This is a genomic window from Collibacillus ludicampi (assembly GCF_023705585.1).
Lineage (GTDB): Bacteria > Bacillota > Bacilli > Tumebacillales > BOQE01 > Collibacillus > Collibacillus ludicampi.
Window position 1 is genome coordinate 3,169,978 of sequence record NZ_BOQE01000001.1, and the last position, 26,536, is coordinate 3,196,513.

Below are 26,536 nucleotides of genomic sequence, written 5' to 3' on the forward strand. Positions count from 1 at the left end.
TTAGAGAATATTTTATTTCGGATTTACTTTCTCCAAATGAAAATAAGTGAAGCGACCTGTTTTATTGCGGTCGAGCGTCCGTACCGTGTAAAGGGTGAGATCGTTCTTTTGACGGCTCACTTGTTCGACGAGCCCTCTGCTGTTCCAAGGGTACACATATACTTCTTCTCCCGGTGAAAATTGAACGGGATCGAGCACATCGTTTTTCGTGATTTCGTCCGTCAAAATCACGGTATCGATCCCGCCGTTCAGTTGAATGACATTCCCGGTCACGTAATCCGCATGTTCATCGATGAGAAATTGGACGGTGCGCGTAATATCGTCTGCCATACTGATGCGTCCGATGCGATCATGCGTTTGCAGATATTCATCCAAAAACGTTTCTTTCCACTTCCCCCTTATATCCCCCGGACACACCATATTGACTGTAATTCCATTATGTCTTTCTTCGAGTGCGAGCGTTCTCGTGAATGAGACGAGTCCGACTTTTGCAGCTGCGTATGCGCTGCGATAACGCCAGCCACGCGCTTGTTCAGCGCCGTCAAATCCGAATGTGATGATACGGCCAAATCCTTGCTTGCGCATGTAAGGGATCACAAGCTTACTTAGGTAAAATGCGCTCGATAAATTACTGTCGATCATATACTTCCAATCGCTGATATCCATATCGGTTGCCCGTTGACGTTGATACAAAAACGGGCCTGCGCAGTGAATCAAGATATCGATTGTTCCAAATCGTTCGATAGACTCACGGATCAAACGTTCTGCCTCTTCAAAGTACGAAACATCCGCCTGAACGATATGACATTCCGTATGGGTCGCTTGAATTTTGTTTTGCAGCTGCAGACATGCTTCCGCAGACGTGCGGTAATTCAGGATGATACGGTGACCTTGTTCCGCGAGGCGGTAAGCGATGGCGGAGCCGAGCCCCGTGGCGCTTCCTGTTATGAGAACACTCCTTCTCATGCAAAGCCCTGAAACCAGGATTCCTCCTTTCCTCTCGTTTTCTTATAGCGCTCTTTAGTAGCATATCATAGAGTCTCCGTCGATTTTCAACGAAAAAAAAAGGCTGGAAACTATATTCCGCCTTCCATGTCAGAATCGTTATTTTTTAGGTTTAAACGTATGGCAACAAGTCATCGAACTGTTAACCGCATGATCGTGATGTTCCGGGACGCCCATCTCACCGATTTCAAGTTTATAATTTTGTGTATGTTGGTCGATCTCGACGAGAATGGCATCGGCAGCACATCTATTTTCAGCAGCCCAATAAGTACAGTTACTTACAGTACAGCGAACTTCTGTCGCCATGAATACTCCTCCTTCAATATGAGTTAACATTATCATTTCTCATTCCGGAGAGCTTCATACTTTCATTTGTCGTATGCTAAAATCTTCGTTTCATGAACGTACGGGCTATCATTTTTTCTGTTGTGTTTGTGGCGAAGCTTATGTTATAATTCCATTTGTTGATCAGGGCGGTCCGCTGTCTTTCGGCATGTTTCAAAGATATGAACGCCTGTAGGGAAGGAGGCTACGTACTTATGGATATTGTTCGTCAAATCACGGAAGAACAACTCCGTAAAGACATTCCTGATTTTCGTGCGGGCGATACTCTTCGCGTGCATGTGAAAGTCAAAGAGGGAAACCGTGAACGTATTCAGGTATTCGAAGGTGTCGTGATCAAACGTCGCGGCAGTGGTATCTCCGAGACATTTACCGTTCGTAAGGTTTCCTACGGTGTTGGCGTCGAGCGTACATTCCCGCTTCATACACCGAAGATCGATAAGATCGAAGTGGTACGTCGCGGTCGCGTTCGTCGTGCGAAGCTGTACTATCTGCGCAACCTCACAGGGAAGGCAGCTCGAATCAAAGAAGTTCGCTAAGGAAAAAGGGACTTGTGAGTCAGCAAGTCCCTTTTCCATATTTGTGGCACGGCTCTTTGTTTGCAGTTGTTTATTCATTGCTACCAAATGTCGCCTTGTACCCCTTTCGATAGTACAATTTTGTCATCGGCTCTTAGAGTTTAATTAACTCATGAAAGGTGATGACCATGGCACGCGTTTTGCTGATCAACGGAGGTTCCGAAGGACATATCAATCCAACCCTCGGTGTGGTTCAAGAACTTATCCGTCGTGGCGAAGAGGTGGTTTACTTTGTGGCGGAACAATTTCGTGATCGCGTCGAGCCAACGGGCGCAGAGGTGATCACGTTCGATAGCGGCAAATTTTTGGAGGCGTTCCTTGCTGGAGGAAGAAATTTTTGGGCTCGAGTGGGTGGACTTTTGCGCACCGCCGACATCGTCATTCCCAGTGTCCTGGAGCAAACAAAAGGAAAACGTTTTGATTACATCATTCATGACTCGATGTTCGGCTGTGGGCGTTTGCTTGCACAAATACTTGACCTGCCGGCAATCAACTCGTGCACGAGTTTTGCATTTCAACAAAACAGCTTTGACAGTCTGCGAGATCACCTCTCGCGCCATTTTCCAGCAGACGTGAATGAACGTGCACAACAGGAGTTTCAACAGCTGGTCAGTAACGTGCAAGCGAAATACAATGTGCAAGTTGGCTCCGCCTATGAGGTTTTCTGCAATCCTGCGCCATTGACCATCGTCTACACGTCGAAACGCTTCCAACCCGATGGAGAAAGTTTCGACGAATCGTACAAGTTTGTTGGACCGTCTATCGCTCCGCGCTCACACGGTCAATTTGATTTTTCTCATGTAGACACGGACAACCTGATTTACATATCACTCGGTACCGTGTTCAATCAAGCAGTGGATTTTTACAAGCTCTGCTTTGAGGCGTTTGCAAACACGAAGTACACAGTAATTCTATCCGTTGGTAGACAAACCCATATAGCGAAATTGGGAGACATTCCTGCGAATTTCATTGTCCGCAATTACGTACCGCAACTCGAAGTGCTGCAACACGCCAAATTGTTTATCACACACGGCGGTATGAACAGTACAAGTGAAGGTCTTTATTACGGTGTGCCGCTGATTGTGCTTCCCCAAAGCGCCGACCAACCTATTGTTGCGCGACGTGTGGCTGAAATCGGTGCGGGCATCCACCTCAATCAAGAAGGCTTAACCGCGGGAGATCTTAGAGAGGCAGCGGAACGAGTGCTCAAGGATGCGTCAATCAGAAAGGTATGCGTTGAAATTGGAGATTCGTTCCGAGCTGCGGGTGGGTATCATCGAGCCGTCGAGGAAATCTTCGAGTATAAACGAAGCGTAGGCATCACGAAATGATGGAGTCGCCCCGAAGAACCAGTCAAACATCGTGAGGCTCCCAAGTTAAGACAAGAGGGGGATTTCCTCCTCCACATTAAACGGCTACATTCAGGTTAGATGAAGGAGGGATACTATGTCAGACAGCCTGCAGGAGAAGAGCGAACCTGAAAGAAAAGAGAAAGCGAAAAATGAAATGTGGGACTGGATCCGTTCTATCGCAATCGCGCTTCTCCTCGCGTTACTGATCCGTGAATACATGTTCGCGATCTTCATGGTTGACGGGGAATCCATGATCCCAACGTTACAAGATCATGAGCGTCTGGTTGTGAATAAATTGATTTATCACATACATAAACCTCAAGACGGGGAGATTATCATTTTCAAGTACCCGGCAGACCCTAGCAAGGACTTTGTCAAGAGGGTCATGGCAACGCCAGGTGAAACGATCGAAGTAAAGAATAATAAAGTGTATCGGAATGGACAACCTCTTGATGAACGCTATTTGGTTGAGCCGACATTGGGGCACTTCGGCCCGGTAACTGTTCCTCCGGGACATGTTTTTGCGATGGGAGACAATCGTAATTATTCAAAAGACAGTCGCGACCCGTCCGTCGGGTTCGTTCCTTATGACAACATTGTCGGCAGGGCCGATCTCGTAATCTGGCCGTTTAACAAATTCAATTTGTTTCCATATCAGGTTAAAGGTGAGACGAAATGACGATCCAATGGTTTCCTGGCCATATGGCCAAAGCGCGCAGGGAAGTCAGTGAAAAACTCAAATTGATTGATTTGGTGCTCGAGCTTGTAGACGCTCGCTTGCCTTTATCCAGCCGCAACCCTATGATGGGTGAGATCACGCAACAAAAACCCCGGCTCGTGCTTTTGAATAAAGCCGACCTTGCTGATCCATTGATCACACGGCAATGGGAAGAATGGTTCCAAGCGGAGGGGACTCCCGCGATTCCTGTGGTAGCGACACAGGGGGATGGGTTGCGCAGAATCGAAAGCGAAGCGAAAAAACTCGTGAAGCCGAAAATGGAAGCGATGATGAAAAAAGGGATTCGTCCCCGTGCGGTGCGCGCCATGATACTGGGAATCCCAAATGTAGGAAAATCTTCCTTGATCAATCGCATGGCGAAAAAAAATATAGCAAAAACGGGGGATAAGCCTGGTGTCACGAGAACGCAACAGTGGATCAAAGTAGGCAAGGAATTCGAATTGCTTGACACACCGGGGATCTTGTGGCCGAAGTTTGATGATCCGCAGGTAGGGCTTCGTTTGGCCGCTACAGGTGCGATCAAAGATGAGATTCTCGACTCGGATCGCGAGGAAATCACATATTTTCTCGTTCGCTATTTGCAATCCCATTATCCCGGTGCTCTTGAGGAACGATACAAGCTCGAAGAACTTCCTGAAGATCCATGGGATGCGGTGCTTCTGATCGGCAAGAAAAGGGGCATGATCCGTGCGGGAGGCCACATCGACACGATGGCTGCTTGTGAACTCATTCTGCGAGAATTTCGCTCAGGAATGCTCGGCAGGATTACGCTCGAACAACCGGGTAAAGAACAGACGGATCAGGATCCGAATCGGGAGGTGCCTCCGCTTGATTGATTTGAAGAAAATGTCAATCCAAGCGATCCGGAGTCAATTGGATCAGGATCCTCCCTCAGATGAAATGATCCGGTTGATGCTGCAAGACGCGCGCAGCGGTGTGCGGAAATTGGCGGAAACCCTTTTGCGGAAGAGAGAGAAAGAGTACACTTTGCAACAGAGACTGGAAAGCATGCGTATGTATGAGCGGGAAGCGTATGCGAGAGGCTATCGTCTTGTAGCGGGAATCGACGAAGCGGGGCGGGGCCCTCTGGCAGGACCCGTCGTGGCCGCAGCGGTGATCCTGCCCGAAGATGCTTACATCCGAGGAATTAATGATTCCAAAAAACTGCGCCCGCAGGAACGAGAGTCTTTGTATTCGACGATTTGTGAAACAGCTGTCTCGTATGGAATCGGCATCGTTGACGCGTCATATATCGATACATACAATATTCTGCAAGCAACGTATGAAGCGATGCGCCTCGCCGTGGAAAACCTGAGTGTCAAACCGGATCTGCTGTTAAATGATGCTGTCACCATTCCGTCCGTCAGTATGGAGCAGATCGCGATCATTAAAGGAGATGCTTGCTCTCAATCGATCGCAGCTGCATCCATTTTGGCTAAGGTGACGCGAGATCGCCTGATGATCGAGTATGCGAAGCAATATCCCGAATACGGATTTGATCATCATATGGGTTACGGAACGGCCGAACACCTTGAGGCGTTGCAAAAATACGGCCCCACCCCGTTGCATCGCCGTTCCTTTGCGCCGGTGAAGAGTATTTTAGGCTAGAGAGGGAGGAAAAGATATGGAAATCCTTTCTTCCTTCACCCAACTGACCGCTCGTCTGCTCTCGAATACCCTTCTCAATCTCGATGGTGTACCACAACCGGTTGGTACACCGATACATCGTTCCGCGAAAAAAGAGGGCGACCTGACTCCACTCGAAAAACAAGTATCGTTGCGAGAGAATCCATCTCTTCCAGTCAGCGGGACTTTGACAAAGATCCTCACCGATTTACAGATCGATGATACAAGGGAAGCCCGACAAGTTATAAAAGAAATGGTCACAGTTGGATTGCCTGTAACAAAAGAGGAAGTCATGAAAGTCTTGCAAGTGATTAAGGAAATAAAGGGAGACGAACGCGCGGTTACCACTGCAGTGCGTATGCTTGCCTTACAAATTCCTTTATCGAAACACACCCTTCTCGCGGTAGACGCTCTCTGGAACGGTCATCCGCTTCACGAGTTATTAGAACAAGTACGCCCCTTTCAACAGTTACTCGATGAGCATCATACGATGAATGCACGTGGCAACACATTGCCGCCGACAATTTTTGAGCGGGAAGCTGAACGGGCGCATTCTTTTTTTGAAGAAAGCGAAACTTTTCTTTCGTTCGAAAAATGGATGAATCTCTCACAAAAAGAAAAGGCCGATATCTTGAGTCGAATGAGGGAGCGGCTCGGGTTATCACACGAGCGGGAATTGGTACGCCATTGGGTAGAGAAATCCGGTCGATCGGAAAGACACATGCGATACCGTACATGGAAGGAATTCGCCATCCATCTGTTGTATATAACAGGAAAAGAAGGTGAAGCTTCCTGCACTACGGATGAAAAGTTACAACAAGCGATTGATCACTTACTTGCCAATCTGACGGGACAACAATTGATGCATACCCATAAGGACGAGACTTCTCCTTTTTTCTATCACTTCTTTTCTCTTCCATTTTCATATGAGAACAAGAAATCGACGATCGGGATACACATTCTCGCACACAAGGATGAGAAAAGGAAGCTAGACCCTGCAAATTTTCTGTTGTGTCTACATCTTGAACTTCCTCGTACTGGAACTGTCGACGTATTTTTGCATTCGATTCAAAAAGTTATTAATTTACGTCTTCTTGTTCCTGAGAGTTCGCTTCTTCCGGTTTTCGATGATGAAATCTCAACATTGAGAGAAGGTATACGGGCGGTTGGTTATCATCTCGGCGCAGTTCGTGTGGAAAAACGTACAGCTCCTTTAACTGACGCAGATATCACCTTAATGATGAGATACCTTTCGGCGAAACAAGTGGATCTACGCATATGAGGTGGGATGATGAGAGAGAAACCGAAATACGCGGCTGCCCTTTCTTATAACCCTGAGACGGATCTCGCTCCGCGTATTGTAGCCAAGGGGCGGGGAGAAGTAGCGGCAAAGATTCTCGCATACGCCAAGGAAAATGGCCTGCCGATTCAAGAAAATAGGGAGCTTGTGGAGACGCTGCTGACGTTGGATCTCGGACAAGAAATCCCTTCGGAACTTTATCGGGTGGTTGCGGAAATTCTCTCATTTGTGTATCGTCTCGAAGGAAAGGGAAGATGATGAAAGTCAGGAGGAAGGAATTGGGACGTAAAGCGGAGAAGGCGGCTAAGAATTATCTGGAACAGTGCGGTTTTCATGTAGAATTTGTCAATTGGCGTTGCCAGCAGGGGGAACTTGATCTGATCGCATGGGAAGGAAACACGCTCGTTTTTGTCGAAGTCCGATCTCGTTCAACCGCGGGACAACGTTTTGGCACGGCACTCGAAGCTGTTGATCAGCGAAAACAACGACAAGTACGTCATGTGGCCGCTATGTTTCTACAAACTTTGAAACGTCCGTTCACGTCTCTTCGTTTTGATGTAATTGCTGTCGAATTTCATGAAGGTGAGCATGCAGAAATCACTCATATTCGTAATGCTTTCTAAGAACGCGTTCAAAAAGGTTGCGCGATCACTCGCATGTACATTCGCGATGAGCTCGGATGAAACTTTTTAATAAATCAAACTTAATAAATAGAGGAAAGGGGTAAATCCTTCATGTATTCCAATCCTTCCAATGAAGCAATCAAAGAATTACTGCGAAACGCAAAGACGATCGCCGTTGTCGGCCTTTCCGACAAACCTGACCGCACGAGCTATCAAGTCTCGGCGTACATGCAAAAACAAGGGTACAAAATTATCCCCGTGAATCCGCAGATCACAAGTTCTTTGGGTGAAAAAGCATACCCGGATTTGCAGAGTGTCCCTGTTCCCATTGATATTGTGAATATTTTTCGCCGTTCAGAAGAGGTGGCTGGTGTGGTGGAAGCGGCCATTCAAGTGGGAGCAAAAGCCGTCTGGGCACAACAAGGCGTTCGTGACGATGAAGCAGCGAAAGAAGCCGTTAAACATGGGTTGTTTACCGTCATGGATCAATGCATTGCCGTCGCCCACAGCGTCCTTGTTAAATGATGCAATTTTTAAATATTCATCCCCCTCGCATCGGTCTCAGAGTATTAAAAACGGCGGTAGCGACCAGTCTAGCATTATATGTGGCATCTAGGCTTCATCTACCGGGATACACATTTGCCGGCGTGATTTCCATTCTCGCCATGCAACAATCTTTAATACGTTCTTTGGAAGTAGCCAAGTTGCAAATCGCATCTTCGTTGTTGGGAGCGACATTTGGGAGTTTGGTCGCTTATTTCGTGGGGGGGCATCCCGTTATCGCCGGGGTTTTGGTCTATGTATTGTTTGCCCTTCATTTGTGGCTCGGCTGGAAGACAACGATGAATCTCGCTGTGGTGACGGGAATCAATGCTTTACTCACCTTTCATGGCAATCTTTGGGTGCAAGCGTTCGATCAATTTATGCTCGTAATCGTCGGTGTCCTTTCTTCACTCTTGGTGAATTTGATAGGACCGACTCCCTATATCGAGAAGACGCGCATGTTGATTGACCGCGTGAGTGGCATGCAACGCGGTCTCTTGTATATGTTATATGATGATCTTACTTCTGCCGAAAAGATGCCAATCCGACAATATGAACAGCAGATTACGGATGTTCTTTCTTATATTGAAGAGGCACAACATTACGCGGAACTCGTGATCGAGGATAAATGGGTTCCTCTGAGAAAGTCTCACGGAATGAGAACGATTCGCTCTTTGCACATTATGGAGCGGCAGATGGAATCGATTCGAAGTATGGCTCGCTCGGTACAACAGATAGAAGTCGACAACGATATGATCCCTCGTATACGGAAATTGCTTCGCGTTCTGATCCAGGTGCAAAGGCGCATGTTTTCTCAAAGGCGCATTCCTTTTCGTTTGATGGACGCTTGCTTTGAAAATCTTGACCGGCGTTTTGCAGAAATGGAATTGCCGGAAACGAGGGAAGAATTTTTGACATGGTCCGGACTCTACCACTTTTATGATGCGTTAAAAACTTTTTATGAGAAAATTAAACGTTTACAAGGGTGACCAGCTTTCATTGTGAGAGCTGGTCTTGAACCGAATGAAGTGTCAAAAAGCTAGCTTGCCATGTGTTGACGCCATTCTTCCCAATTACGGAAGATGCCTGCAGGTCTTCCATCGGGGAGGAATCCCAGGACGGACTGGTCTTCAATGATACCGTTTACACGTTTGCAAATGCGCTGAATGAGTGCACGTATCAATTCGTAGCTGCGCACACTCTGACCGTAACGGAACTGGATGTGAATGGTATTGGCAATTAAATCCGCATAGACAAAATATTTTTGCAGATTGATGTAATAATAGTTCTCTGTTCCTGTGAAACCCTCTTGAAAGAGCGCATCTCTGATCTCCGCTTCTGCCGCCTGCGTGCGAACGCGTAGATTGTACACATGGATCTCTCCTCATCTTGTATCTTTACCATCATGGTATGGAGTTGGAGGCTGTACTATGAATGAAAAGGAAAACGGCACTCGAGGTGCCGTTGGATATGTGTCCGTCATATGCGCGATTATTCTCTTATGGTCCCCGTTTTTGCATACTGTTCAGCCATTTTATCAATTTCCTTTTTTAATTCGGCAACCATATCTTTTTCCGGGATTTTGCGGATGATCTTTCCGTGACGGAAGAGCAATCCTTCCCCGCGTGAACCGGCGATACCGATATCCGCTTCTTTCGCTTCACCTGGGCCGTTGACCGCACAACCGAGAACCGATACTTTAATCGGTGCTTTGATCTTGGCGAGATAATCCTCAATCTCATTGGCGATGCTGATCAAATCGATTTCGATCCGTCCGCATGTGGGGCAGGATACAAGTGTTGCGGCGTTAGAAACGAGACCGAATGTCTTCAATAGTTCACGCGCCACTTTCACTTCTTCTACCGGATCGGCACTGAGGGATACGCGAATCGTGTTTCCGATCCCCATATAGAGAAGGGTTCCCAGTCCTGCGGCGCTTTTGATTGTTCCCGAAAAAAGGGTTCCCGCTTCGGTGATACCCAAATGCAATGGGTAATCAAACGTTTCGGCCGCCTTGCGGTACGCTTCGATGGCAAGCTTCACATCGGACGCTTTCATCGATACGATGATGTCGCGGAAATCGAGATCCTCCAGGATACGGATATGATCCAACGCGCTCTCCAGCATCCCGTCGGCGGTTGGATACCCGTATTTTTCAAGTATGTGTTTCTCCAAAGAACCTGCGTTGACTCCGATTCGGATCGGAATTCCGCGTTCTTTGCATGCTTTAACGACAGCTTCTACTTTTTCCCTTCGGCCTATATTCCCCGGGTTGATACGAACCTTGTCAATTCCGTTTTCAATCGCTTTGAGCGCTAACTTATAGTCAAAGTGAATATCCGCCACAAGGGGGATTGAAATCTCCTTTTTGATGTCCTTGATTGCGGCGGCAGCCTCCTCGGTATTCACAGTCACGCGTACCACCTGGCAGCCCGCTTCCTCCAGACGGTGAATCTGTTCCACCGTCGCTTTGACGTCGTGCGTTTTGGTCATCGTCATGCTTTGAATGATGACTTGATCATTGCCGCCGATTGTGACATTGCCCACTTTCACGGGGCGCGTCTGTTTGCGATTATACATGTGACCAAACTCCCATCTTAAAGATGTCCGTTTCCATTATAACCTTCCATGGAAAAACGGGCTAGCTTGAAAATCAGTGCTTGGCTGGGGGGAATCGATTTGTGTTTGGTTCGATGAGGTCGTTTTAGCGGGTATATGCTTTGCGTTCGCGTTCCGTAAAGGTCGTCGCAGTAGGTATATGCTTTGCGCTCATGCTCCGTGAAGGTCGTCTCGCATGGAATCATAATCCAATGTTGCGAGACGACCTTCAAAGTCGCTATTTCGCGTAAAGCACATGCCCCCTATCGGTGTATAAGGAAGCGGAACGACCTTACACTCACCTCCGCGCTGCTAAGCGAGACCATCCACCCAAAAGGACACTCCGTTGATTGTGGCAGACTAAAGCCTCGATTCCCGCACAAGTTCCATCATCTGATGGCGCCGCTTGCGGCATGAGTGGCTACTTGGAAAACTGTCGATCCATTGTACGGTAAGTGATGGCCTCAGCCACGTGATCTGCAAGGATTTCTTCAACTCCTTCAAGATCCGCGATTGTCCGTGCCACTTTAAGAATGCGGTGATGGGCGCGTACCGATAGACCGAGGTTTTCGAATGCTTGCTTCAAGAGCATTTGTCCTTCAGGGGATAGTTTGCAGTGGGTGCGTATTTCCCTTGTGGTCATCCAGGCGTTTACTGGTATCGTTTTGTGTGGAAATCTGACCATTTGACGTTGTCTCGCTTGTTCTACACGTTTACGAATGGAAGACGATGTCTCTCCTGCTTGTACCGAAGTAACATCAGAATACGATATGTTAGGCACCTCCACATGAAGATCGATACGGTCGATCAACGGCCCTGATAATTTGCTCCGATATCTGTGAACTTGCTGAGGGGTGCACGTACATGGGGTGAGCGAATCCGTACTATAAAAGCCACACGGGCATCCGTGTGGTTAACACCTTTGAAAAAGGTATAACGAACTTCCACGGTTGCCCTCGGTTTTTTACGGCCGTTATTAGGCAGGTGTGAGTGGATAATGATTTCTTTGACAAGTGTTTTTACAATCTCTCGACGAACTTCAAAACTGTCGTTGTTTCGCAACTTTTCTCTGAGATTGGCTAGCAACTGTTGGAGATTATCGAACTTCTTCAAGAGATCTTGTTCTTCTTCAATTTGTTCAGAGAGCACCTTAACACGTTCTTGTAAAGAAGCTTTTTCCTGTTCTATCTTTTTGAACTGTATCTCCACATCGGCACTACCGATAATCTTTTTTCTGAACAGGTCAAGAATGCTTTGCTTTTCGATCTCCTTTTCCTCAATGGCCTTCATAATGAGATTTCTTTCTGCTTCATAGTCCTCATTACAAGAAGACCTTGTTTCCATCGTAGCTGCCAATTCCTTCATGGCCTCACCCGGATTCTCTATAAACGCTAAACAAGCGTCCCAGACCTTTTTTTCGATCCATTCGGCAGGAATATTCCTCGATGGACACTTTCCAAGATAGGGACCTCGATAAGTTGTTTTACCGTTGCAGATATAATAAGGTTTATGTGTTCCCTTTGAACTCGGAAAACGAGTCGCGCCATAATTGAGGCCACAACATCCACAACGGATAAGTCCGCGCAAGAGGTTTTGTCTCTTCGCGTTTCGCATGGATTCTATCTGGTTTTCACGTAAGACTAGTTGGGCTTTATCCCACACTTCTTCAGAAACGATTGCCGGAACTTGTCGGAGTATAAGGTCTCTTTCTTTTGATGCTCTTTTTCCGTAGTGGTGGATACCTTTATAAGTCTCATTGATGATCATATTGCGTATCCGCGATGGTCTCCATATTCCCGCTGTGTTTTCTTGACGTTTTCCTCGTTTCACCTTGCGGCCGTCTTTCGTGTAGGAGGGAGGGACCCCGAGTGCGTTCAAATAGTCTGCGATTTTTACAGTTGACATCTTTTGTTCGACCGTTAGACGGTAGATGAGCCGAACGACATCTGCTTCACTCATATCCATGCCTGGGAGCGGTTCCTCATTCACTTCTAAGTAGCTTTCGTCGTTCACTCGGTATCCATACGGTACAATACCGCCAAGCCACCTGCCTTCTCGTGCTGCACGATTAGCACCGTGCCACATACGTTCCAGGATGGTCTCGCGTTCCAAGTCTGCGACCCCTGCGAGAATGGTCAAAAGGAATCTCCCGTTCGGATCACCGGTGTCAAAAGGCTCTGTCATGCTACGAATTTTCACGCCGTACTGTTCGAGTTCATGGACAGCGTTCAAAATGATGCGTGCCGATCGTCCGAGACGGTCAAGTCGGTAGATCAATAGGAGGTTGAACACGCCTTTTTTTGCATCCTCCAACAGTTTTGCGCCTTCTTCTCTCGACTCAAGGGGAATCGTACCAGACACGCCATCATCCTTGTACCAGCGAACTATCTCAATTTGATGGAGATCGCCATATTTCCGGCCGAATTCAAGCTGGTTTTCGATTGTACCACGTTCTGCCTGTTCTTCTGTTGAAACGCGTCCGTAGACAGCAGCGCGGATTTGATACTGTGGTGTAATTGCCATAATGATTCCTCCGTTACCAAACTTATGTTCGCGTTTGTAGATGAAAATAAAAGCCCAACTATGCTTAACAATTTCGATGGGCGAGTAAAAACCTCGGTTTGGTTACGCTTTTAAAACTTTCCCACCATCTCTTGCGGTACACCGTTCCTAGCATAGAAGCACTCAAGCGTCTCATGTTCTTCAATCTCGCTGAAAGCTGTCATCAGATGCACTGCAAAAAGGTTGGCTTGCCGTTCATACTTCCCAGGGTTGAAGAGGGTGTGTTGTTCGATGAAGTAGTAGCCGAGTAAACCTCTGTGGAGACGATCATGGCCTAGCTCGTGGGCGCAGACGAAACGTTGCCATTCTTCTGATATTTTATCATTTATAACGATAAAACGGCGTGTGCGAGCTCTAAAATAAAATCCACGGTAGCTGTCAGGGAGACTCTTGAAACGTACGTTAATGTTCAAATAGCCTGCAAGTTCAAATGGACAGTTTGTTTTATATTTTCTAACAAGATTTCTTACGCGACGTTTGATATCCACGTATCATCCTCTCCCCAAAGCACTCGATAAAATTCGATATGCTCCAAAAGAAAGCGAAAACGACACAACCTAATCAAGCGTTGGTGTCGTTTCCTTGTTGCTCTTTCTTCTCTTTGTTTTTACGCCTCGCTTGTCTGTTCAACTCTCTCGCCTCGAAAAAGAGTTCGATCATGACATCTTCAATGCGTTTTCGATCCTCTTCGCTCATGTTGGGAAGAGCATAGAACATCACCTCAGCGTCCTTCAGGAACTTGTCCACTTCTCTTTTCTCGCGGGAAGAGAGTTTTCTCATCATGTCGTCTGTTTGTGAAGTATATGACGGATCGTCGGTGCGGCCGAGTAGGTAGTCAACTGAGACGCCGAAAATATCAGCAATTTTGAGCAAGGTTTCATCACGGGGAATTCGACCTTTTATCTCAGATTCGTATCCCGCTATCGTAGATCGCGAGACTCCCAGTACTTCCGCTGCTTTATCTTGAGTCCAACCTTTTTGTTCCCTTAAAAGCCTGAATCTCGTCGCAAATGATTCCATTGTATCACCACCGGAACATTGTAACCTAATTTTAGCTAAAAACGTTCCTAAAAGAAACGTTGACTTTAGGAACAAAAAAGCGTTGACAATGTTCCTTACCGGAACTATTATAAAAGTAGATGTTGTTCCTAAACGGAACGAGAAAGTGAGGTGAAGACTATGCAGCAACGAGAAAGATTAATTCAACGTCGCTTGGAGTTAAATATGAACCACGAGCAAGTAGCGGAACTCGCAAAAATAACAAGAGCATACTATTCAAACATTGAAGCCGGAAGAAAAACACCTTCTATGAGGGTAGCGAAAAGAATCGCTGACGCTCTTCAGACAACTGTAGATCAAATTTTTTTTGAAGGTGATGTTCCGAAAAGGAACACAGCTTAACCTGCATAGTTTGCGCAATTTGAAATTTGTACAAGAGGTGATCGATTGAACGTTCACCACTGAAATGCAAGACATCCTTCAAGCGCAGACCGATGAAGTAACGCCGTAGTGCCAATCGAGCAAGATCTTTAGCTGGAGGTGGATTGGATGTAGGCTTACGGCAAGAGTCATTAAGCCGTATTGAAAAAGGAAAATTCAATCCATGATTAGATACTCTGGAACGAATCGCCAAAGCTCTTTGTGTTTCAGTGGCGTAGTTGTTAGAGGAGGAGACTAACAGGAAGTCACCAGTGCATAAAGGGGGGATTCACGTTGAAGCCGCAAGAGCTTCAGGAACCCAAGGAACAGATCAAAAAGGTTTCTGACATCAAAGACCCTCCTGGAATCACAATCCGTGAAGTATTCGAGCCGGACATGGAACGGATGGTCAAGGCTCTTAATATCGTACTGGATTCTTCACGGTTCGCCAAAAAGACGGAACAGAAGAAGAGGGAGCAGGAGGAGTCGGCTTGAGCAACAAGGGTAGTGAGTGTGAGGGGGGTGAATGGATTGGTTATAAAAAGGTTTGAAGTATCCGACGATCAACTTGACCGCTTAACAAAAATCGCAGTTGAACACTCGCGTCTATCCGCTGAGTACGGTCGCAAGGAAACGTCCGATGAACGTCGGGAGGAAATTATCTTGCGGATCAAGGAACTTCGGGCGGAACGTGCCAGGATATTGCAATCATAAACCGAGTTTAGTGGATGGACGATCATTGGGGGCATGTCCCGCTCGCCGGGGGATGTCCGAACGAGCGGCAGAGTGAGGGAGTGAGATGCGAGAAGGAGAACCACCAAGCCGGGGAGGACTTGGCCCAGCGAGGATACCGGTTGGTTCGATGTGAGAGGCTTTTCATCTGGTAATAGCATACAACGGCTTGGTTAAGCATAGTAGCCTCCTTTTCTCACAAAATTCGTGCAGAAATGGGGTGTGTAGATGACATCAACTGAGGTTGGTGCACTGCTTCGAATGTGTCGGGAGATGGCCGGATTGTCACAGGATGCACTCGCTCAACAGTTACATTCAAACAGAAATACGATCTCGCGAATCGAAAACGGAAAAGACATGCCAGAGATTGATCTCTTTGTGAATTGGGCATTTGCGACAAGGGCGAACGGGATCGTTGAAGCCTACTTGTCTCAACAACTCAGAGGTCAGGAACAAGCGCAAGCTTTCTTTCAGATCATGCATGCGATTCGAGATGTTGCTGCGGTACTCAGTAAGTTTCAGATTGCATGAAAGGAGCTTGGAAATTTATGAGGTTTGAAACAGTGGAGGAAATCCAACGCCACATCATGCAGCTAGAAGAGTTCTTACGGACACCGAACTTGCCTTACGATGTGACGCAAGATGTACGTGCGGAGTTGTCGGATTACAAGGTTCAGCTCTATCGCATGATACGGGGATTGGCTTCATGAACGCGGCTGAAGCGGTTGGCTATTACGAGAAGCAAATATGCGAATGGTGTTCGTTCAGGCAGGCAGGACTACTTCACGAATGTGTCAGGTGCCCTATCGAGATTTGGAAGCAGGCAATTATTACGGAAGAAGCGAGGTTGTATTTGCAAAAACGAAGGCCCGATGCGGCAACATCGAGCCAGGAATTGGGGTAAGGGTAATTATGGATGTCCCCATTGTATCCTAAAGCTGCAAATTTAAGCAACGGAGGGGTGTTTATGAGTCTACAAGAACAGGCATTCCAGTCGCAAGAAATGCGTGAATCATTCGTTATCGACACCAAGGAGAAAGCCGTCTGGGCTTTGCGTAAACTGGCCAAGATCCGCAGAGAGATGGAGGAAAACCAATCCATCGCAGACAAAGAGATCGAGCGGATCAAGTTGTGGCTAGAGGACGTGAACGGCGCTCTTCAAAAAGATGCAGAGTATTTTGAGAGCTTGCTTCAAGCGTACCATCGCATGGTACTTGAAGAGAATCCGAAAGCAAAAACCATCAAATTGCCGCACGGTACGCTAAAGGCCCGCAAACAAGAACCGGATTACATCAGAGATGAAGAAAAGCTTCTTGCGTGGACAAAAGAGAATCAGCCAGAAGCGGTCAAGGTTAAGGAGAACGTCGATTGGTCGACGTTAAAGAAAATGATCGTCAGCACGGAAAACGGCGTCGCCATTGACGAAAATGGTCAGGTGATCGAGGGCATTACGGTGGTGGATCGTGGCATCAAATTCTCGGTGGAGGTGGCTGAGTAATGGCGGAGGCAAAAGCCAATCTGCAAGTTGTTACCGGCGGTTCATCCATGCCGACTTTAAACGTATCAAACGAGCAAAAGCTGCAAGCTATCCGCGATACCGTTGCGAAAGGAGCAACCGACGCTGAGTTCGTCATGCTCATGCATTTGGCCAACCGGTATCAGTTGGACCCCTTTCTTAAAGAGATCTGGTTTATCAAGTACGGCAATACACCGACCATCATGGTCAGCCGGGATGGTCTACGCAATTACGCACAACGACAAGAAGATTTCGAGGGTCTGATCAGTCAAGAAGTGCGGAAAGGGGACACATTCAAATACAACCCGATCACTGGTGAGATTCATCATGAAACCGGTGATGGTAGTGGACCTATTACGAAAGCGTACGCCCTCGTCTATCGGAAAAACCGAAAGCCGCATATCGAATTGGTAGATTTCAAGGAGTATTACGATGCACTAAGCGCGAAAAACCCCGTTTGGAAGTCTCATCCGAGTGCGATGATCAAAAAAGTTGCGGAGGTTCTGGCTCTCAAAAAATGCTACACGATCACGGGTCTCTATGCGCCGGAGGAAATGGGAATGCAGGAGCCGGATATGATCGATGTGACCCCGCCGGAAGAGTCCGAGAAAATCAGACCTAATCAAAAGCAATCCGTTGTCTATACGATCAATCATGATCAACCAAGGATGGCATCGGAAAAACAGCGCAAAGCCATCTTCGCGATCGCGCATGAAAAGAACCTCTCCGATGACGAGATTCGTGAATGTATGATCGCGATCACAGGAAAATCGAGCACCAAAGAACTGACAAGCGAAGAAGCGAGCAAGCTGATCGAGTATTTCAAAAGCTATCAACCGATATCCCCAGATCAGCCAGCAACACCACAGATAGAACATGATCAGGCTATAGAGCAATCAACACTCGATGACTTGCTTGGTGATTTACCCGACGAACTGGATCCAGATCAGAAGTTTCCGTGGGAAGAATAATGGGCGGCGGTGGCCGCCCGTATGGGGAACCGTGACGAGGTTTTGATGACGTTTAATGACAAAAAGAAGGAGGGAACAAGCAATGCCCGCAGTTTTGATTTATGTACCATTGGGCAAAATCGTCCCAACCAAGTGTAAGGGGTAGCAACATTCCCCAGTATTACGGTGGAGCGCTTCATCAGGTAGAAATTCTGAAACAGGCTTTAGGCCCCCAAGTAGAAGCCGTTGGCATGATCGAGAATATTGAGAGACAGCTTTCATTTGACGATCCGAAAGCGGCGGAAAGCCGAAAGATTGCGGAGCGATTCATGAAAATGGCCGTGGAAGGAAAACCGGTAATTGCCATGATCGAAGCGAGAAATGAACTCGAAGCGTATTGGCGACTGGCGAAAGCCGTGTCACCTGATATTCCGGTCATTAATCCTAATCGACTGGCCATCATCAAAGCTGTACCACTTCCCATGACACTTGAGGGGTATCAATGGTCACTTGATCAATCGATACGGTTGGCTTTGAAAAATTCGAGCCTAAACCGGCTGTACAGGAGAGGAATGATGTAGAGTGAATCCCCGTCTTCGTTGACACAGACGAGCCGATCATCTTCGTCAATATATGGTTCGATGGTCGTCGGGAAATGGATTTTTCCGCCATTTCTCAATTCAACCATGAACGTGTGGCTATCATAGCTGATTCTTGTCGCAAATTCAACGACATTCATGAGTGAAATCTTGGTCGTTATCAAATCAAGAATGATATAGCGCCCCTCATAAGGGCCAAAAGTTCTTCCCATGTTTCAGACATGTAAGATCCCTCCAGTATCTAATAATAGATTTTCAATTATTTTATATCAGATTGATGAAGATAGGTGATGTGTGAAATGCAGATTTTTGGATACGTGAAAACCGCAAGGCAAAGGTGAAGGTGGTGTTTGCGAATGGGGAAGTTGTTGAAGGGCCGCTTCTGGGGTGCTGACGCGGATGGATGTGCTCAAACATGTCGAATCCGCTGTGGTAGCGCACACAAGGCCATGAACAAGGCGACTGATACAACGGGGTGGTGTCCCATGGCCTGGCTGAAAAGCCATCAGGAAATTGCGCGGCACCCGAAAACCAAAAGGCTGGCAAAAGCCTTGGATATTTCGTTGCCCACAGCTATAGGCCACCTTCATCTTTTGTGGTGGTGGGCGATGGACTTTGCAAAGAATGGAGACCTTTCAAAAGAGTGATGATAGCCGCCGATGTCCGGATCTGCGGTAAGTGGAAGAAGGTTGTGTTCATTAAGAAGTAATTGTGAATCAATCATCCAGCAGAGAAAGTAGGTGATTGGACGTGAATTACATCCTCGAGTTGAATGCGTTTCGCGATTGGGTAATGATAAACCGCGCTTCCACCGGACAGATTGCTTTATGGTACGCGTTGATGTCCATAAACAATCAGACTGGCTGGAAGGAATGGTTTTCGGCACCGAATCAAACGCTGCAACTGATGACTGGATTGTCCAGACAGGGATTAGACAAGGCGAGAAACGGTCTAATACAACTTGGGCTAATTCAGTATAAGAAGGGAAGTCCAATCAAGCAGGCCAATACAAAATGATCTCTCTACTTTCTGACCGTCAAAAGTAGGCACAGAAGGAGTCACACCAGTAGACACAGTGGTTGGCACAGAAGTAGGCACAGAAGTAGGCACAGAAGTAGGCACAGAAGTAGGCACAGAAGGAGCGTTCCAGTTGACACACGAGGAGCGCGGAAGTAGCACATACCTAAACATAAATATAAACAAAAAAGATGATGATGATCGCGTGCGTGATTCGATGAGAGAAATAGCAGAATGCTATGCAACTCTACGTGGAATCAAGATCCATTCGCTAACAAGCGCGGATATCGGATATATCAGCAAGTTGGCGGAATCTGAAATCCCACTCGATTTCATCCTACAAACCATGAAATCCATTGCGGAACAGTATGACGTGAATTCCATGTTCTACTTCTTCAAAGCGATAAACAGCGAGTGGAAAAAATCGGGGATATCAAGAAGGTGCATGCTGAAGTTGCAGGTGCATCCGCTTTGGCCAATGCGGAAGCATACTCAAAGCAGATGCCGGAAAGCGTGCAGCGTACGCTTAGGAGGTTGCTCCATGCAAGCGGCTAATGGCCTTCCTCACTCGAAAGAGACCGAGGAAATCCTCGTTGGCGGACTGCTTGCGCGCGAGCAATGGCTTGAAGACATCGTTGATCTCCTGCATTCGAGTGACTTCTACGATCCGCTGTGTGAACGCATCTGGAAAGCTATGATCCGTCTGTATAACGCAAACAAACGGGTCGATATGGTCTCTGTTGCCCAGCTTTTATCGCCGAAAAGACGGACGAACTGATCCGCTCGAAGCTTATTCCGTTAACGACCAAGGGCATTGAATATTTGACGAGCTGGAACGTTCGCGAATATGCACAACGCATTCGTGAACTATCCGAGCGACGGCGGTTGATTCGTGCCGGTGAAGAGATCGTGAGACTGGCATTGGAAGGGGCATATGGCTCAAGTCGCGAGTTGTTCGACGAAGCCGAAAAGCGGCTTTCAGAAGCTGAGCCTGTCCGTACCAAAATCGGTGGTCTCGTATCAATCACTGAGTTAATTCACCCATATATGGACGCGCTTGAGACCTTGTATAAAAACCGGGGACGCTTTCGGGGACACCAACCGGCTTTCAAGCCTCGATGCTTACATGTGCGGTTTACAAGAGCAAGACTTTATCGTGATAGGCGCCAGACCGTCTATCGGCAAAACGACCTTTGTCCTGAACATCGGGTATAACGTCGCGCAGCACGAGAATACATATTTTGCGTTGTTCTCGCTTGAGATGGACAAAGATCGAGGCCTTATGAACCGGATCGTTGCTTCAAAGGCACAGATTGATCTTCAGATTTTGCGATCTGGCGACCTGGATGATGACCAGTGGAAACTGATAGCCAAAACACTGAGCGAGCTACCGGATCGTTTTCTTATAGACGATACAGCATCGATGACCGTCACGTATATCAAACGTGAAGTGAGACGGTTACGGAGAAGAATCGGGCCTGATGCAAGGCTTGTTGTGGCGATTGACTATCTACAGCGTATCCGGAGGCCACGGAATATGAGCAGGTTCGATTTCGTGACGGAGGCAGCTATCGAGATGAAAGAGCTGGCGCGTGAATGTAACTGTACGGTCGTTGCACTTTCCCAGTTAAGCCGAGGAGTGGAACAACGTCAGGAGAAAAACCGGTCCTGTCCGACCTGAGGGAATCCGGTCAAATCGAGCAGGAAGCGGATATCGTGGCTTTTGCACCGGGACGATTACTACGATGCGAATACGGAGAAGAAGGGAATCATGGAAATCATCTTCGCGAAAAACAGGAATGCACCGACCGGCACGGTGGAACTCGGGTTTATCAAGCCATATCAGAAGTTCTTCGATCCCATGACACTCACAAAGGGGTGAAAGTCATGATCATGAGGCAAATCGTGAAACTTTTACAGACGATCGAGCGGGAAACGGAACGGGAACTCCTGAAAGACAGAAAGCATTCGAAGAACTGAACAAGCTCGCTTTAAAACTTGCTCAAATCAAAGAATGTGGTGACCGGGAAGGATTCGCAAGCACAGATTCAACAATCGACCATCGCCACGATTGAACGGCACAACCGGCAAAAGTAGGAGCGATGACATCGCCGCATGCATGAGAGGAGGAGAAAAGTTTTATGAGCGGTAGGCCAAAGAAAGTGCGTGCAGATCAGATTTTACGTGCCTTATCAAAACGTCATGAAAAAGATGTCTGGCTCACAGAAGTCAAAACCGGTCCGACATGGACTGCTCATCCTGGTGAGTTGAAACGGATTGACGGACTGGCGATAAAACCGAGCTGGTCAAGCCCTTGTGTCACGGCATACGAGGTTAAAGTAGATCGCCAGGGTTTTCTGCGGGATGAGAAGTGGCCGGCATACCGACAGTTTTGTCACCGACTGTACTTTGCGTGTCCTAAAGAGCTGATCCACCCAGATGAATTGCCCGAGGACGTGGGATTGGTGACATTCAACCCAGAGAACGGAAACTTACACACGGCAAAGGCAGCGCGGTTTCGCGACATCGAAATTCCTGTCACGTTGTTATATCACATAGTGATCTCGCGAACGGACCGTGATAGACACCCATTCTTTAGTAATCGCAGGAAACTGTTCGAAGCCTACGTTGAAGACAAGAAAGATAAAAAGAATTGGGTTACCTTGTGGGAACAAAATTGGTGCAGCAACTGAGAGAGGAAACTGATCGAGCTGCCAAGGCCGAAAGGGAATTGGAAAGCCTTCGGATGCAACTGAAGCAGCTTGACGAGCTGAAGTCCATCCTGAGAGAGTTTGCCATCGAGATAAGACCTTGGGGAAATTGGCAGGACGAACTCCGTCAAAAGCTGACATCTGGGATTGGCATGGACGTTGTGTACGAAGTGAACAGGTTGCTTGAAAAGGCAACGAGGATCCGGGATATGATCGGAGGACGGAGTGGGAAATGAACCGCGAGATGATATTCCAACTGATCGACGCCGAACGACTCCGACAAGACGCCATGCACCCGAAGTGGTACGAGAAAAGGCGTTTACGAGGAGACGGGTGAAGTAGCGAAGGTGCTGAATGTAGAAGTTGGGGATGGCTTACAACGTTTTCCGAAAAGAGAGACAGCCAAGAAGGTGGCCGATGGGCTAAAGGATAGGTATCAAGAGGCCCGGATTGAGCAAGAGAAGACAGGTTTTGTTGTATAGTATCGAGGGCTGAGAGGGAGGGGAAAGAATGCAAGGTATTGAAATGCATCTGTACTGTTGCAAAGATTGCAACGTTTTGTTCGGGATAGAGACAGCTTTTGAAGATCAGTCTGTCATTGTTTGTCCAGTTTGTCAGTCTGATGAAAACTTTCTGGATGGTGGAACTGGATCGGTAGAGATCACACGTCAGCCTGGGGTGTGGGATGAATGAGCCATGTAAGAATCAGATCTCCTCTCTTGTGGTACGGCGGCAAATGCAAACTAGCTCAGATAATTATAAACCTTATTCCACGACATCGGTGTTATGTTGAACCATTTGCTGGAGGAGCGCATGTTCTGACCCAAAAGCCACCGGCAGAATTCGAGGTATACAATGACATCGATGGAGAAGTTGTAAATTTTCTGCTTGAACTGAGGAAAGATCCGGACCGAATGGCAGCCGCATTAGAAACATTGCCATACAGCCGAGCGCTTTATGAACAATGGAAATGGGAAGAGTGGCCGGCAGATCCCTTTGAAAGAGCGGTTCGATGGTTTTATATCAATCGCTCAGCTGTTACAGCGGGAAATAATCATCGTTCTGGATGGCGACATGGTAACACAAGAAACCCAGCGAAAGATTTCCATACGAGCATTACACTTCTCAGATCATTTGCTGAGCGTTTCAAATATGTACAAATCGAATGCCGCGATTTTCGTGAAGTGATCCAAGTCTACGATTCACCGTCTACAGTATTCTACGTGGATCCGCCGTACGTGGGAAACGAGAACCGCTATAAGGGAGGATTCAAGAAAACGGATCACATTGAATTGACGGATCTTCTTGAAACGATCAAAGGTAAGGCGATTGTGTCGTATTACGAACATGATATGATCAATCAATTATATAAAGGATGGCGTCGTATAGAGATCGATTCATTTACAAGTTCACAAGTTGTTAAAAAAGGAACAAGTCGTCCAAAGAGAACGGAATTACTCTTCATGAATTATGAAGATAACCAATTGACCATATTCGACGCGGAGGTGAATGCTAGGTGACATACGCCAACAGGGGAATGGGCTTTGAGGCACTCATTAACATGTCGAATGACATTTACAACCGTCGCGGATTGGCGATCATTACAAAGCGTCCAACGCCGATGAAAGTGCTCGGTCCCGCTAAGATCAAAAACCAGCATGTTGCCGTATTCGAAAAGCCCAGCACCGTCGATTACACCGGAGTGTACCGAGGGCGGGCGATCGAGTTTGAGGCGAAGTCCACGCATTCATTGACATCTTGGCCACTAAAAGACATCCATGAGCATCAGGTAGATCACTTACGGAAAGTGGATCAGCATGGCGGAATCGCATTTGTGCTCGTCGAGTTCGTGAAACAACATGCCGTGTATCTATTGACAGTGAAGCATTTATTGTACGCTTGGACGGCTGCGCAAACGGGGGGACGAAAGAGTATACCGATCGATGAATTTGACAGACTTTGTCTCCAGGTGAGATCTGGGCGCGGGGTGCCGGTAGATTATCTTGCAGCAGTGGATCAGCTGATAATGGAGGTGGAAAGTGCGTGACTTATTGTTGTTTGAATTGCGGTCAAAAATATGAGGGCGATGAGGAGCGCAGACTGATAAATCGGTGTGAGAACTGCGAGAAAAGCAGGTTCGAAAGCAAGAGGGCTTAATTCCTCTTTTCGGCGTTTCTATGTAACAGGCAACCTAAAATAGCATTGACGTGAGGGGAGATCCATATGGAACAGTTGGCTTTCGTGGAGGTGCTTCCGAAGATGACCTATGAGCAAGTAGAGAAACAAGTGGTTGCGTTACTCAAGCGGTATCCTAAGCTACCTGCGCTCATCAGATCGGCTGAACGGAAGGCACAGGGGATTGGGCTAGTCTCTTCGATCCGTGTTCCACAAGCAAAGATCAAACGACTCGTCACGGTTGGCCGTGCTTATACAACCGATGTCCGCGAATATATGCACGTACAGAAAGCCGAGACGCTGTTCCATCAGATTCGTGGTGAAGATGACGAGGATGAGAAGGCTCTGGATGAAATCCGCGGACTTATGATCGGTACGCGGCCGTTTGGTGGAGAGGCGTGTGTGGACGTTGAGGGGTATGTTACTTCTTATGAGATCGCAATGAGGAAATGGAGAGAGAAAGCAGAGCGACTCAAGTCCGAGAAAGAAGCTATTGAGCAGGCACTGGATGAACTGAAGTCGTATGCGCCTCATTTGGAACAATTATTGCGAATGAGATACATCGAGAAGAGAAGTGTGCTTGAAGTAGCGCAGAAACTTAGTATTTCGGAGAGGACACATGACTACTGGAAGAGGGAGGCCATCTGCGAGTTTGCTATGTTGGTGGGAATTATAGATTGATGATGTATTTCCGTAAAAAAGTGTACCGAAATTCAAACCGGTACACTTTTTCTATTTATGCTTGGAAGTTTATCGACTGACTAGAAGAGAAGTCAGTACTAATGGTTGTACCTGAACTATCGTAGGTGCTAGAAACAGTTTGTTGAGATTGATTTTGCTGATTAGATACCTGCTGTACTTTCCCATGATGTCCATGTCCATGCCTGTGAGATCCGTGCACTTGTTGTTTATTTGTTTGCTCATGTACTCGATTCTGACGATGGATACCATAAGGTACAGAGTTTGGAGAAGAAATATTGGAAATATTCATTTATTTTACCTCCTTTCCCTTTTGAATCTTACATGAAAATTGTGGAATAAATATGAAAAACTAGTCAAAGAGTTCTTTGAAGATAAATCATGAACGTCCGTTGCGGTTTCAGTTAGCGATGTAGGTGGAGATTACGGAAGGGTGATAAAATATTGAAATATATATCTGAAAAGCGAAGGGAGGAATAAAGTCTCATGAAAATTCTACAAACCTACGTACGTGTTTATGTAAATGAAATAGATTCAGCTGTAGATTTTTATGAAAATTTACTAGGTGTTAAGTCAGATTTACGATTTCAATACCCCGAGGTGGGACTGGAACTTGCTTCAGTCGGTCATATACTTATTCTTGCGGGTACAGACGAATCCTTAGCACCGTTTAAGGCAACAAAAGCAACTTTTAAGGTCGATTCGATCGAGGAATTTCAAACATACTTAATAAATTCTGGAGCATTGATTCTTAGAGGTCCACAGAGAGTACCGACGGGAACAAACATGACCGTTAAACATCCGGATGGATCCATATTTGAATATGTGGAACATCATAAGTAAGATTGTAGTTCAGTAGCGCTTCTTTTGCGGTTTCATTGCGGAATCTTTGCGGTTTTTGAGGATCTTGACATGCTAATATGGTATTGTGGTGATGGTACGGGCGTCTGTTCAACATCATCGCAATTTCTTCATCACTTTTTCGCCGATTACCATTTTATTTAGGCCGTCTGGAAACAGGCGGTCTTAACTTTTTGCTCTGGTTGTTAGCCGTTCCACGAATCCACACCCCTCGATAACATTTAACATCTTGATTTTGAGGGGTGAAGATCATGTACGGTACTTTTGGAGGATACACTCACTGGGCAATAGTCTTCCTTATCATCTTCGTTTTGTTCTTCTTGCTTGTTCCTGGTATCTCTGGTGGATATGGAGCGGCAGGTGCAGGTGCATACGGCTACTAATATGCGGACGTACAGTCGCAAAAAGACAGCATAACTTTTCAATACTTTTTCGCTGATCGACTAGTGGCCGTCTGATTACCAGGCGGTCTTTTAATCTACTTTCCACGTAATTCATATAGATCACTCCAGACCTCTCCTAGTATGAGTCAGCATTCAACCTGTATCAGGGGCAAATGGTACAGGAAGCTCATTGCCCTTTTCCCGCG

39 protein-coding genes and 2 pseudogenes are annotated in these 26,536 nt (G+C 46.9%); 32 read left to right on the forward strand and 9 right to left on the reverse strand.

The genetic code is table 11. From position 1 onward, the window contains the following. Positions 1 to 12: 12 nt before the first annotated feature. Both DNHGIG_RS16030 and DNHGIG_RS16035 read right to left on the reverse strand, forming a co-directional pair. The gene (locus DNHGIG_RS16030) at positions 13 to 966 is read right to left on the reverse strand and encodes an SDR family oxidoreductase (protein WP_282200530.1); all 954 of its coding nucleotides are present in this window, start codon (positions 964 to 966) and stop codon (positions 13 to 15) included. 138 nt (positions 967 to 1,104) lie between these two features. Then, positions 1,105 to 1,311, reverse strand: a complete 207-nt coding sequence (locus tag DNHGIG_RS16035) for a DUF1540 domain-containing protein (RefSeq protein ID WP_282200531.1) — start codon at positions 1,309 to 1,311, stop codon at positions 1,105 to 1,107. A gap of 233 nt (positions 1,312 to 1,544) precedes the next feature. Between DNHGIG_RS16035 and rplS the strand changes: the two genes are divergently transcribed. The 10 genes from rplS to DNHGIG_RS16085 all read left to right on the forward strand — a co-directional run bounded on the left by rplS (position 1,545) and on the right by DNHGIG_RS16085 (position 9,097). Continuing rightward, on the forward strand, positions 1,545 to 1,886 hold the full coding sequence (gene rplS, locus DNHGIG_RS16040) for a 50S ribosomal protein L19 (protein WP_439647750.1): 342 nt from the start codon (positions 1,545 to 1,547) through the stop codon (positions 1,884 to 1,886). 167 nt (positions 1,887 to 2,053) lie between these two features. Further along, entirely contained in the window at positions 2,054 to 3,256 is a 1,203-nt protein-coding gene (locus DNHGIG_RS16045; RefSeq protein ID WP_282200533.1) for a macrolide family glycosyltransferase, read from the forward strand. Positions 3,257 to 3,371: 115 nt separating this feature from the next. After that, complete coding sequence (gene lepB / locus DNHGIG_RS16050; RefSeq protein WP_282200534.1) at positions 3,372 to 3,956, forward strand: signal peptidase I; 585 nt, start codon at positions 3,372 to 3,374, stop codon at positions 3,954 to 3,956. Next, positions 3,953 to 4,852 carry a ribosome biogenesis GTPase YlqF gene (ylqF, locus tag DNHGIG_RS16055; RefSeq protein ID WP_282200535.1) on the forward strand — a complete coding sequence of 300 codons (900 nt, stop codon included), beginning with the start codon at positions 3,953 to 3,955 and terminating at the stop codon, positions 4,850 to 4,852. The genes lepB and ylqF overlap by 4 nt, the downstream gene beginning before the upstream one ends. A 1-nt stretch (position 4,853) precedes the next feature. Continuing rightward, complete coding sequence (gene rnhB, locus DNHGIG_RS16060) at positions 4,854 to 5,624, forward strand: ribonuclease HII (protein ID WP_282201458.1); 771 nt, start codon at positions 4,854 to 4,856, stop codon at positions 5,622 to 5,624. Between the two features lie 16 nt (positions 5,625 to 5,640). Beyond that, positions 5,641 to 6,924 (forward strand): hypothetical protein, encoded by a 1,284-nt coding sequence (locus DNHGIG_RS16065; RefSeq protein WP_282200536.1) that lies wholly within the window; start codon positions 5,641 to 5,643, stop codon positions 6,922 to 6,924. A gap of 9 nt (positions 6,925 to 6,933) precedes the next feature. Next, on the forward strand, positions 6,934 to 7,200 hold the full coding sequence (locus DNHGIG_RS16070; protein WP_282200537.1) for an EscU/YscU/HrcU family type III secretion system export apparatus switch protein: 267 nt from the start codon (positions 6,934 to 6,936) through the stop codon (positions 7,198 to 7,200). Further along, positions 7,200 to 7,565 (forward strand): YraN family protein, encoded by a 366-nt coding sequence (locus tag DNHGIG_RS16075; protein ID WP_282201459.1) that lies wholly within the window; start codon positions 7,200 to 7,202, stop codon positions 7,563 to 7,565. Before DNHGIG_RS16070 ends, DNHGIG_RS16075 begins: the two co-directional genes overlap by 1 nt. A gap of 111 nt (positions 7,566 to 7,676) precedes the next feature. Next, positions 7,677 to 8,090, forward strand: coding sequence for a CoA-binding protein (locus DNHGIG_RS16080; protein ID WP_282200538.1), 414 nt, complete (start codon positions 7,677 to 7,679; stop codon positions 8,088 to 8,090). After that, the gene (locus DNHGIG_RS16085) at positions 8,087 to 9,097 is read left to right on the forward strand and encodes an aromatic acid exporter family protein (RefSeq protein WP_282200539.1); all 1,011 of its coding nucleotides are present in this window, start codon (positions 8,087 to 8,089) and stop codon (positions 9,095 to 9,097) included. The genes DNHGIG_RS16080 and DNHGIG_RS16085 overlap by 4 nt, the downstream gene beginning before the upstream one ends. A gap of 50 nt (positions 9,098 to 9,147) precedes the next feature. Here the strand turns inward: DNHGIG_RS16085 and DNHGIG_RS16090 are convergent, their stop codons facing one another. The 6 genes and pseudogenes from DNHGIG_RS16090 to DNHGIG_RS16115 form a co-directional block, all read right to left on the reverse strand. After that, positions 9,148 to 9,480, reverse strand: coding sequence for a hypothetical protein (locus DNHGIG_RS16090; RefSeq protein ID WP_282200540.1), 333 nt, complete (start codon positions 9,478 to 9,480; stop codon positions 9,148 to 9,150). Positions 9,481 to 9,599: 119 nt separating this feature from the next. Continuing rightward, positions 9,600 to 10,688: a flavodoxin-dependent (E)-4-hydroxy-3-methylbut-2-enyl-diphosphate synthase gene (gene ispG, locus DNHGIG_RS16095; RefSeq protein ID WP_282200541.1), complete on the reverse strand. Its 1,089-nt coding sequence runs from the start codon at positions 10,686 to 10,688 to the stop codon at positions 9,600 to 9,602. 439 nt (positions 10,689 to 11,127) lie between these two features. After that, a pseudogene (locus tag DNHGIG_RS16100) lies at positions 11,128 to 11,550 on the reverse strand (magnesium chelatase subunit ChlI family protein); the annotation flags it as partial. Then, on the reverse strand, positions 11,514 to 13,229 hold the full coding sequence (locus DNHGIG_RS16105) for a recombinase family protein (protein ID WP_282200543.1): 1,716 nt from the start codon (positions 13,227 to 13,229) through the stop codon (positions 11,514 to 11,516). The pseudogene DNHGIG_RS16100 and the gene DNHGIG_RS16105, both read right to left, overlap by 37 nt. 110 nt (positions 13,230 to 13,339) lie before the next feature. Then, complete coding sequence (locus DNHGIG_RS16110) at positions 13,340 to 13,756, reverse strand: ImmA/IrrE family metallo-endopeptidase (RefSeq protein WP_282200544.1); 417 nt, start codon at positions 13,754 to 13,756, stop codon at positions 13,340 to 13,342. Between the two features lie 73 nt (positions 13,757 to 13,829). After that, on the reverse strand, positions 13,830 to 14,288 hold the full coding sequence (locus tag DNHGIG_RS16115; RefSeq protein WP_282200545.1) for a helix-turn-helix domain-containing protein: 459 nt from the start codon (positions 14,286 to 14,288) through the stop codon (positions 13,830 to 13,832). Positions 14,289 to 14,447: 159 nt separating this feature from the next. Here DNHGIG_RS16115 and DNHGIG_RS16120 point away from each other — a divergent pair, with 159 nt between their 5' ends. The 20 genes and pseudogenes from DNHGIG_RS16120 to DNHGIG_RS16215 all read left to right on the forward strand — a co-directional run bounded on the left by DNHGIG_RS16120 (position 14,448) and on the right by DNHGIG_RS16215 (position 25,068). Next, positions 14,448 to 14,669 carry a helix-turn-helix transcriptional regulator gene (locus DNHGIG_RS16120; RefSeq protein WP_282200546.1) on the forward strand — a complete coding sequence of 74 codons (222 nt, stop codon included), beginning with the start codon at positions 14,448 to 14,450 and terminating at the stop codon, positions 14,667 to 14,669. Positions 14,670 to 14,981: 312 nt separating this feature from the next. Then, positions 14,982 to 15,182 (forward strand): hypothetical protein, encoded by a 201-nt coding sequence (locus DNHGIG_RS16125; protein WP_282200547.1) that lies wholly within the window; start codon positions 14,982 to 14,984, stop codon positions 15,180 to 15,182. 36 nt (positions 15,183 to 15,218) lie between these two features. Further along, complete coding sequence (locus tag DNHGIG_RS16130) at positions 15,219 to 15,401, forward strand: hypothetical protein (protein WP_282200548.1); 183 nt, start codon at positions 15,219 to 15,221, stop codon at positions 15,399 to 15,401. Positions 15,402 to 15,647: 246 nt separating this feature from the next. After that, positions 15,648 to 15,950: a helix-turn-helix domain-containing protein gene (locus DNHGIG_RS16135; RefSeq protein ID WP_282200549.1), complete on the forward strand. Its 303-nt coding sequence runs from the start codon at positions 15,648 to 15,650 to the stop codon at positions 15,948 to 15,950. 17 nt (positions 15,951 to 15,967) lie between these two features. Further along, positions 15,968 to 16,129 (forward strand): hypothetical protein, encoded by a 162-nt coding sequence (locus DNHGIG_RS16140; RefSeq protein ID WP_282200550.1) that lies wholly within the window; start codon positions 15,968 to 15,970, stop codon positions 16,127 to 16,129. After that, the gene (locus tag DNHGIG_RS16145; RefSeq protein ID WP_282200551.1) at positions 16,126 to 16,323 is read left to right on the forward strand and encodes a hypothetical protein; all 198 of its coding nucleotides are present in this window, start codon (positions 16,126 to 16,128) and stop codon (positions 16,321 to 16,323) included. The genes DNHGIG_RS16140 and DNHGIG_RS16145 overlap by 4 nt, the downstream gene beginning before the upstream one ends. Before the next feature lie 63 nt (positions 16,324 to 16,386). Then, entirely contained in the window at positions 16,387 to 16,917 is a 531-nt protein-coding gene (locus tag DNHGIG_RS16150; RefSeq protein ID WP_282200552.1) for a host-nuclease inhibitor Gam family protein, read from the forward strand. Beyond that, on the forward strand, positions 16,917 to 17,906 hold the full coding sequence (bet, locus tag DNHGIG_RS16155) for a phage recombination protein Bet (protein WP_282200553.1): 990 nt from the start codon (positions 16,917 to 16,919) through the stop codon (positions 17,904 to 17,906). The genes DNHGIG_RS16150 and bet overlap by 1 nt, the downstream gene beginning before the upstream one ends. A 101-nt stretch (positions 17,907 to 18,007) precedes the next feature. Then, positions 18,008 to 18,466: a hypothetical protein gene (locus tag DNHGIG_RS16160; protein ID WP_282200554.1), complete on the forward strand. Its 459-nt coding sequence runs from the start codon at positions 18,008 to 18,010 to the stop codon at positions 18,464 to 18,466. 503 nt (positions 18,467 to 18,969) lie between these two features. After that, on the forward strand, positions 18,970 to 19,131 hold the full coding sequence (locus DNHGIG_RS16165) for a hypothetical protein (RefSeq protein ID WP_282200555.1): 162 nt from the start codon (positions 18,970 to 18,972) through the stop codon (positions 19,129 to 19,131). 103 nt (positions 19,132 to 19,234) lie between these two features. Further along, positions 19,235 to 19,501 (forward strand): cyclic nucleotide-binding domain-containing protein, encoded by a 267-nt coding sequence (locus tag DNHGIG_RS16170; RefSeq protein ID WP_282200556.1) that lies wholly within the window; start codon positions 19,235 to 19,237, stop codon positions 19,499 to 19,501. A gap of 58 nt (positions 19,502 to 19,559) precedes the next feature. Beyond that, positions 19,560 to 20,279, forward strand: a complete 720-nt coding sequence (locus DNHGIG_RS16175) for a DnaB-like helicase N-terminal domain-containing protein (RefSeq protein ID WP_282200557.1) — start codon at positions 19,560 to 19,562, stop codon at positions 20,277 to 20,279. Between the two features lie 44 nt (positions 20,280 to 20,323). Beyond that, positions 20,324 to 20,716, forward strand: a complete 393-nt coding sequence (locus tag DNHGIG_RS16180; protein WP_282200558.1) for a hypothetical protein — start codon at positions 20,324 to 20,326, stop codon at positions 20,714 to 20,716. Then, a pseudogene (locus tag DNHGIG_RS16185) lies at positions 20,628 to 21,383 on the forward strand (DnaB-like helicase C-terminal domain-containing protein). The gene DNHGIG_RS16180 and the pseudogene DNHGIG_RS16185 overlap by 89 nt, the downstream one beginning before the upstream one ends. Before the next feature lie 259 nt (positions 21,384 to 21,642). Continuing rightward, a complete protein-coding gene (locus DNHGIG_RS16190) occupies positions 21,643 to 22,194 on the forward strand; it encodes an MmcB family DNA repair protein (RefSeq protein WP_282200559.1) in 552 nt (183 codons plus the stop codon). After that, positions 22,182 to 22,448 carry a hypothetical protein gene (locus tag DNHGIG_RS16195; protein WP_282200560.1) on the forward strand — a complete coding sequence of 89 codons (267 nt, stop codon included), beginning with the start codon at positions 22,182 to 22,184 and terminating at the stop codon, positions 22,446 to 22,448. The genes DNHGIG_RS16190 and DNHGIG_RS16195 overlap by 13 nt, the downstream gene beginning before the upstream one ends. 274 nt (positions 22,449 to 22,722) lie before the next feature. Then, positions 22,723 to 22,905, forward strand: coding sequence for an FmdB family zinc ribbon protein (locus tag DNHGIG_RS16200; protein ID WP_282200561.1), 183 nt, complete (start codon positions 22,723 to 22,725; stop codon positions 22,903 to 22,905). Continuing rightward, positions 22,902 to 23,732, forward strand: a complete 831-nt coding sequence (locus tag DNHGIG_RS16205; protein ID WP_282200562.1) for a DNA adenine methylase — start codon at positions 22,902 to 22,904, stop codon at positions 23,730 to 23,732. The genes DNHGIG_RS16200 and DNHGIG_RS16205 overlap by 4 nt, the downstream gene beginning before the upstream one ends. Then, entirely contained in the window at positions 23,729 to 24,259 is a 531-nt protein-coding gene (locus tag DNHGIG_RS16210; protein WP_282200563.1) for a Holliday junction resolvase RecU, read from the forward strand. The genes DNHGIG_RS16205 and DNHGIG_RS16210 overlap by 4 nt, the downstream gene beginning before the upstream one ends. A 176-nt stretch (positions 24,260 to 24,435) precedes the next feature. Next, a complete protein-coding gene (locus DNHGIG_RS16215; protein WP_282200564.1) occupies positions 24,436 to 25,068 on the forward strand; it encodes a DUF1492 domain-containing protein in 633 nt (210 codons plus the stop codon). Positions 25,069 to 25,123: 55 nt separating this feature from the next. Here the strand turns inward: DNHGIG_RS16215 and DNHGIG_RS16220 are convergent, their stop codons facing one another. Beyond that, positions 25,124 to 25,378 carry a hypothetical protein gene (locus DNHGIG_RS16220; RefSeq protein WP_282200565.1) on the reverse strand — a complete coding sequence of 85 codons (255 nt, stop codon included), beginning with the start codon at positions 25,376 to 25,378 and terminating at the stop codon, positions 25,124 to 25,126. A gap of 194 nt (positions 25,379 to 25,572) precedes the next feature. Here DNHGIG_RS16220 and DNHGIG_RS16225 point away from each other — a divergent pair, with 194 nt between their 5' ends. Both DNHGIG_RS16225 and DNHGIG_RS16230 read left to right on the forward strand, forming a co-directional pair. Then, on the forward strand, positions 25,573 to 25,929 hold the full coding sequence (locus DNHGIG_RS16225; protein WP_282200566.1) for a VOC family protein: 357 nt from the start codon (positions 25,573 to 25,575) through the stop codon (positions 25,927 to 25,929). A gap of 269 nt (positions 25,930 to 26,198) precedes the next feature. Continuing rightward, the gene (locus DNHGIG_RS16230) at positions 26,199 to 26,330 is read left to right on the forward strand and encodes a hypothetical protein (RefSeq protein WP_282200567.1); all 132 of its coding nucleotides are present in this window, start codon (positions 26,199 to 26,201) and stop codon (positions 26,328 to 26,330) included. The last annotated feature ends 206 nt before the right edge of the window (positions 26,331 to 26,536 follow it).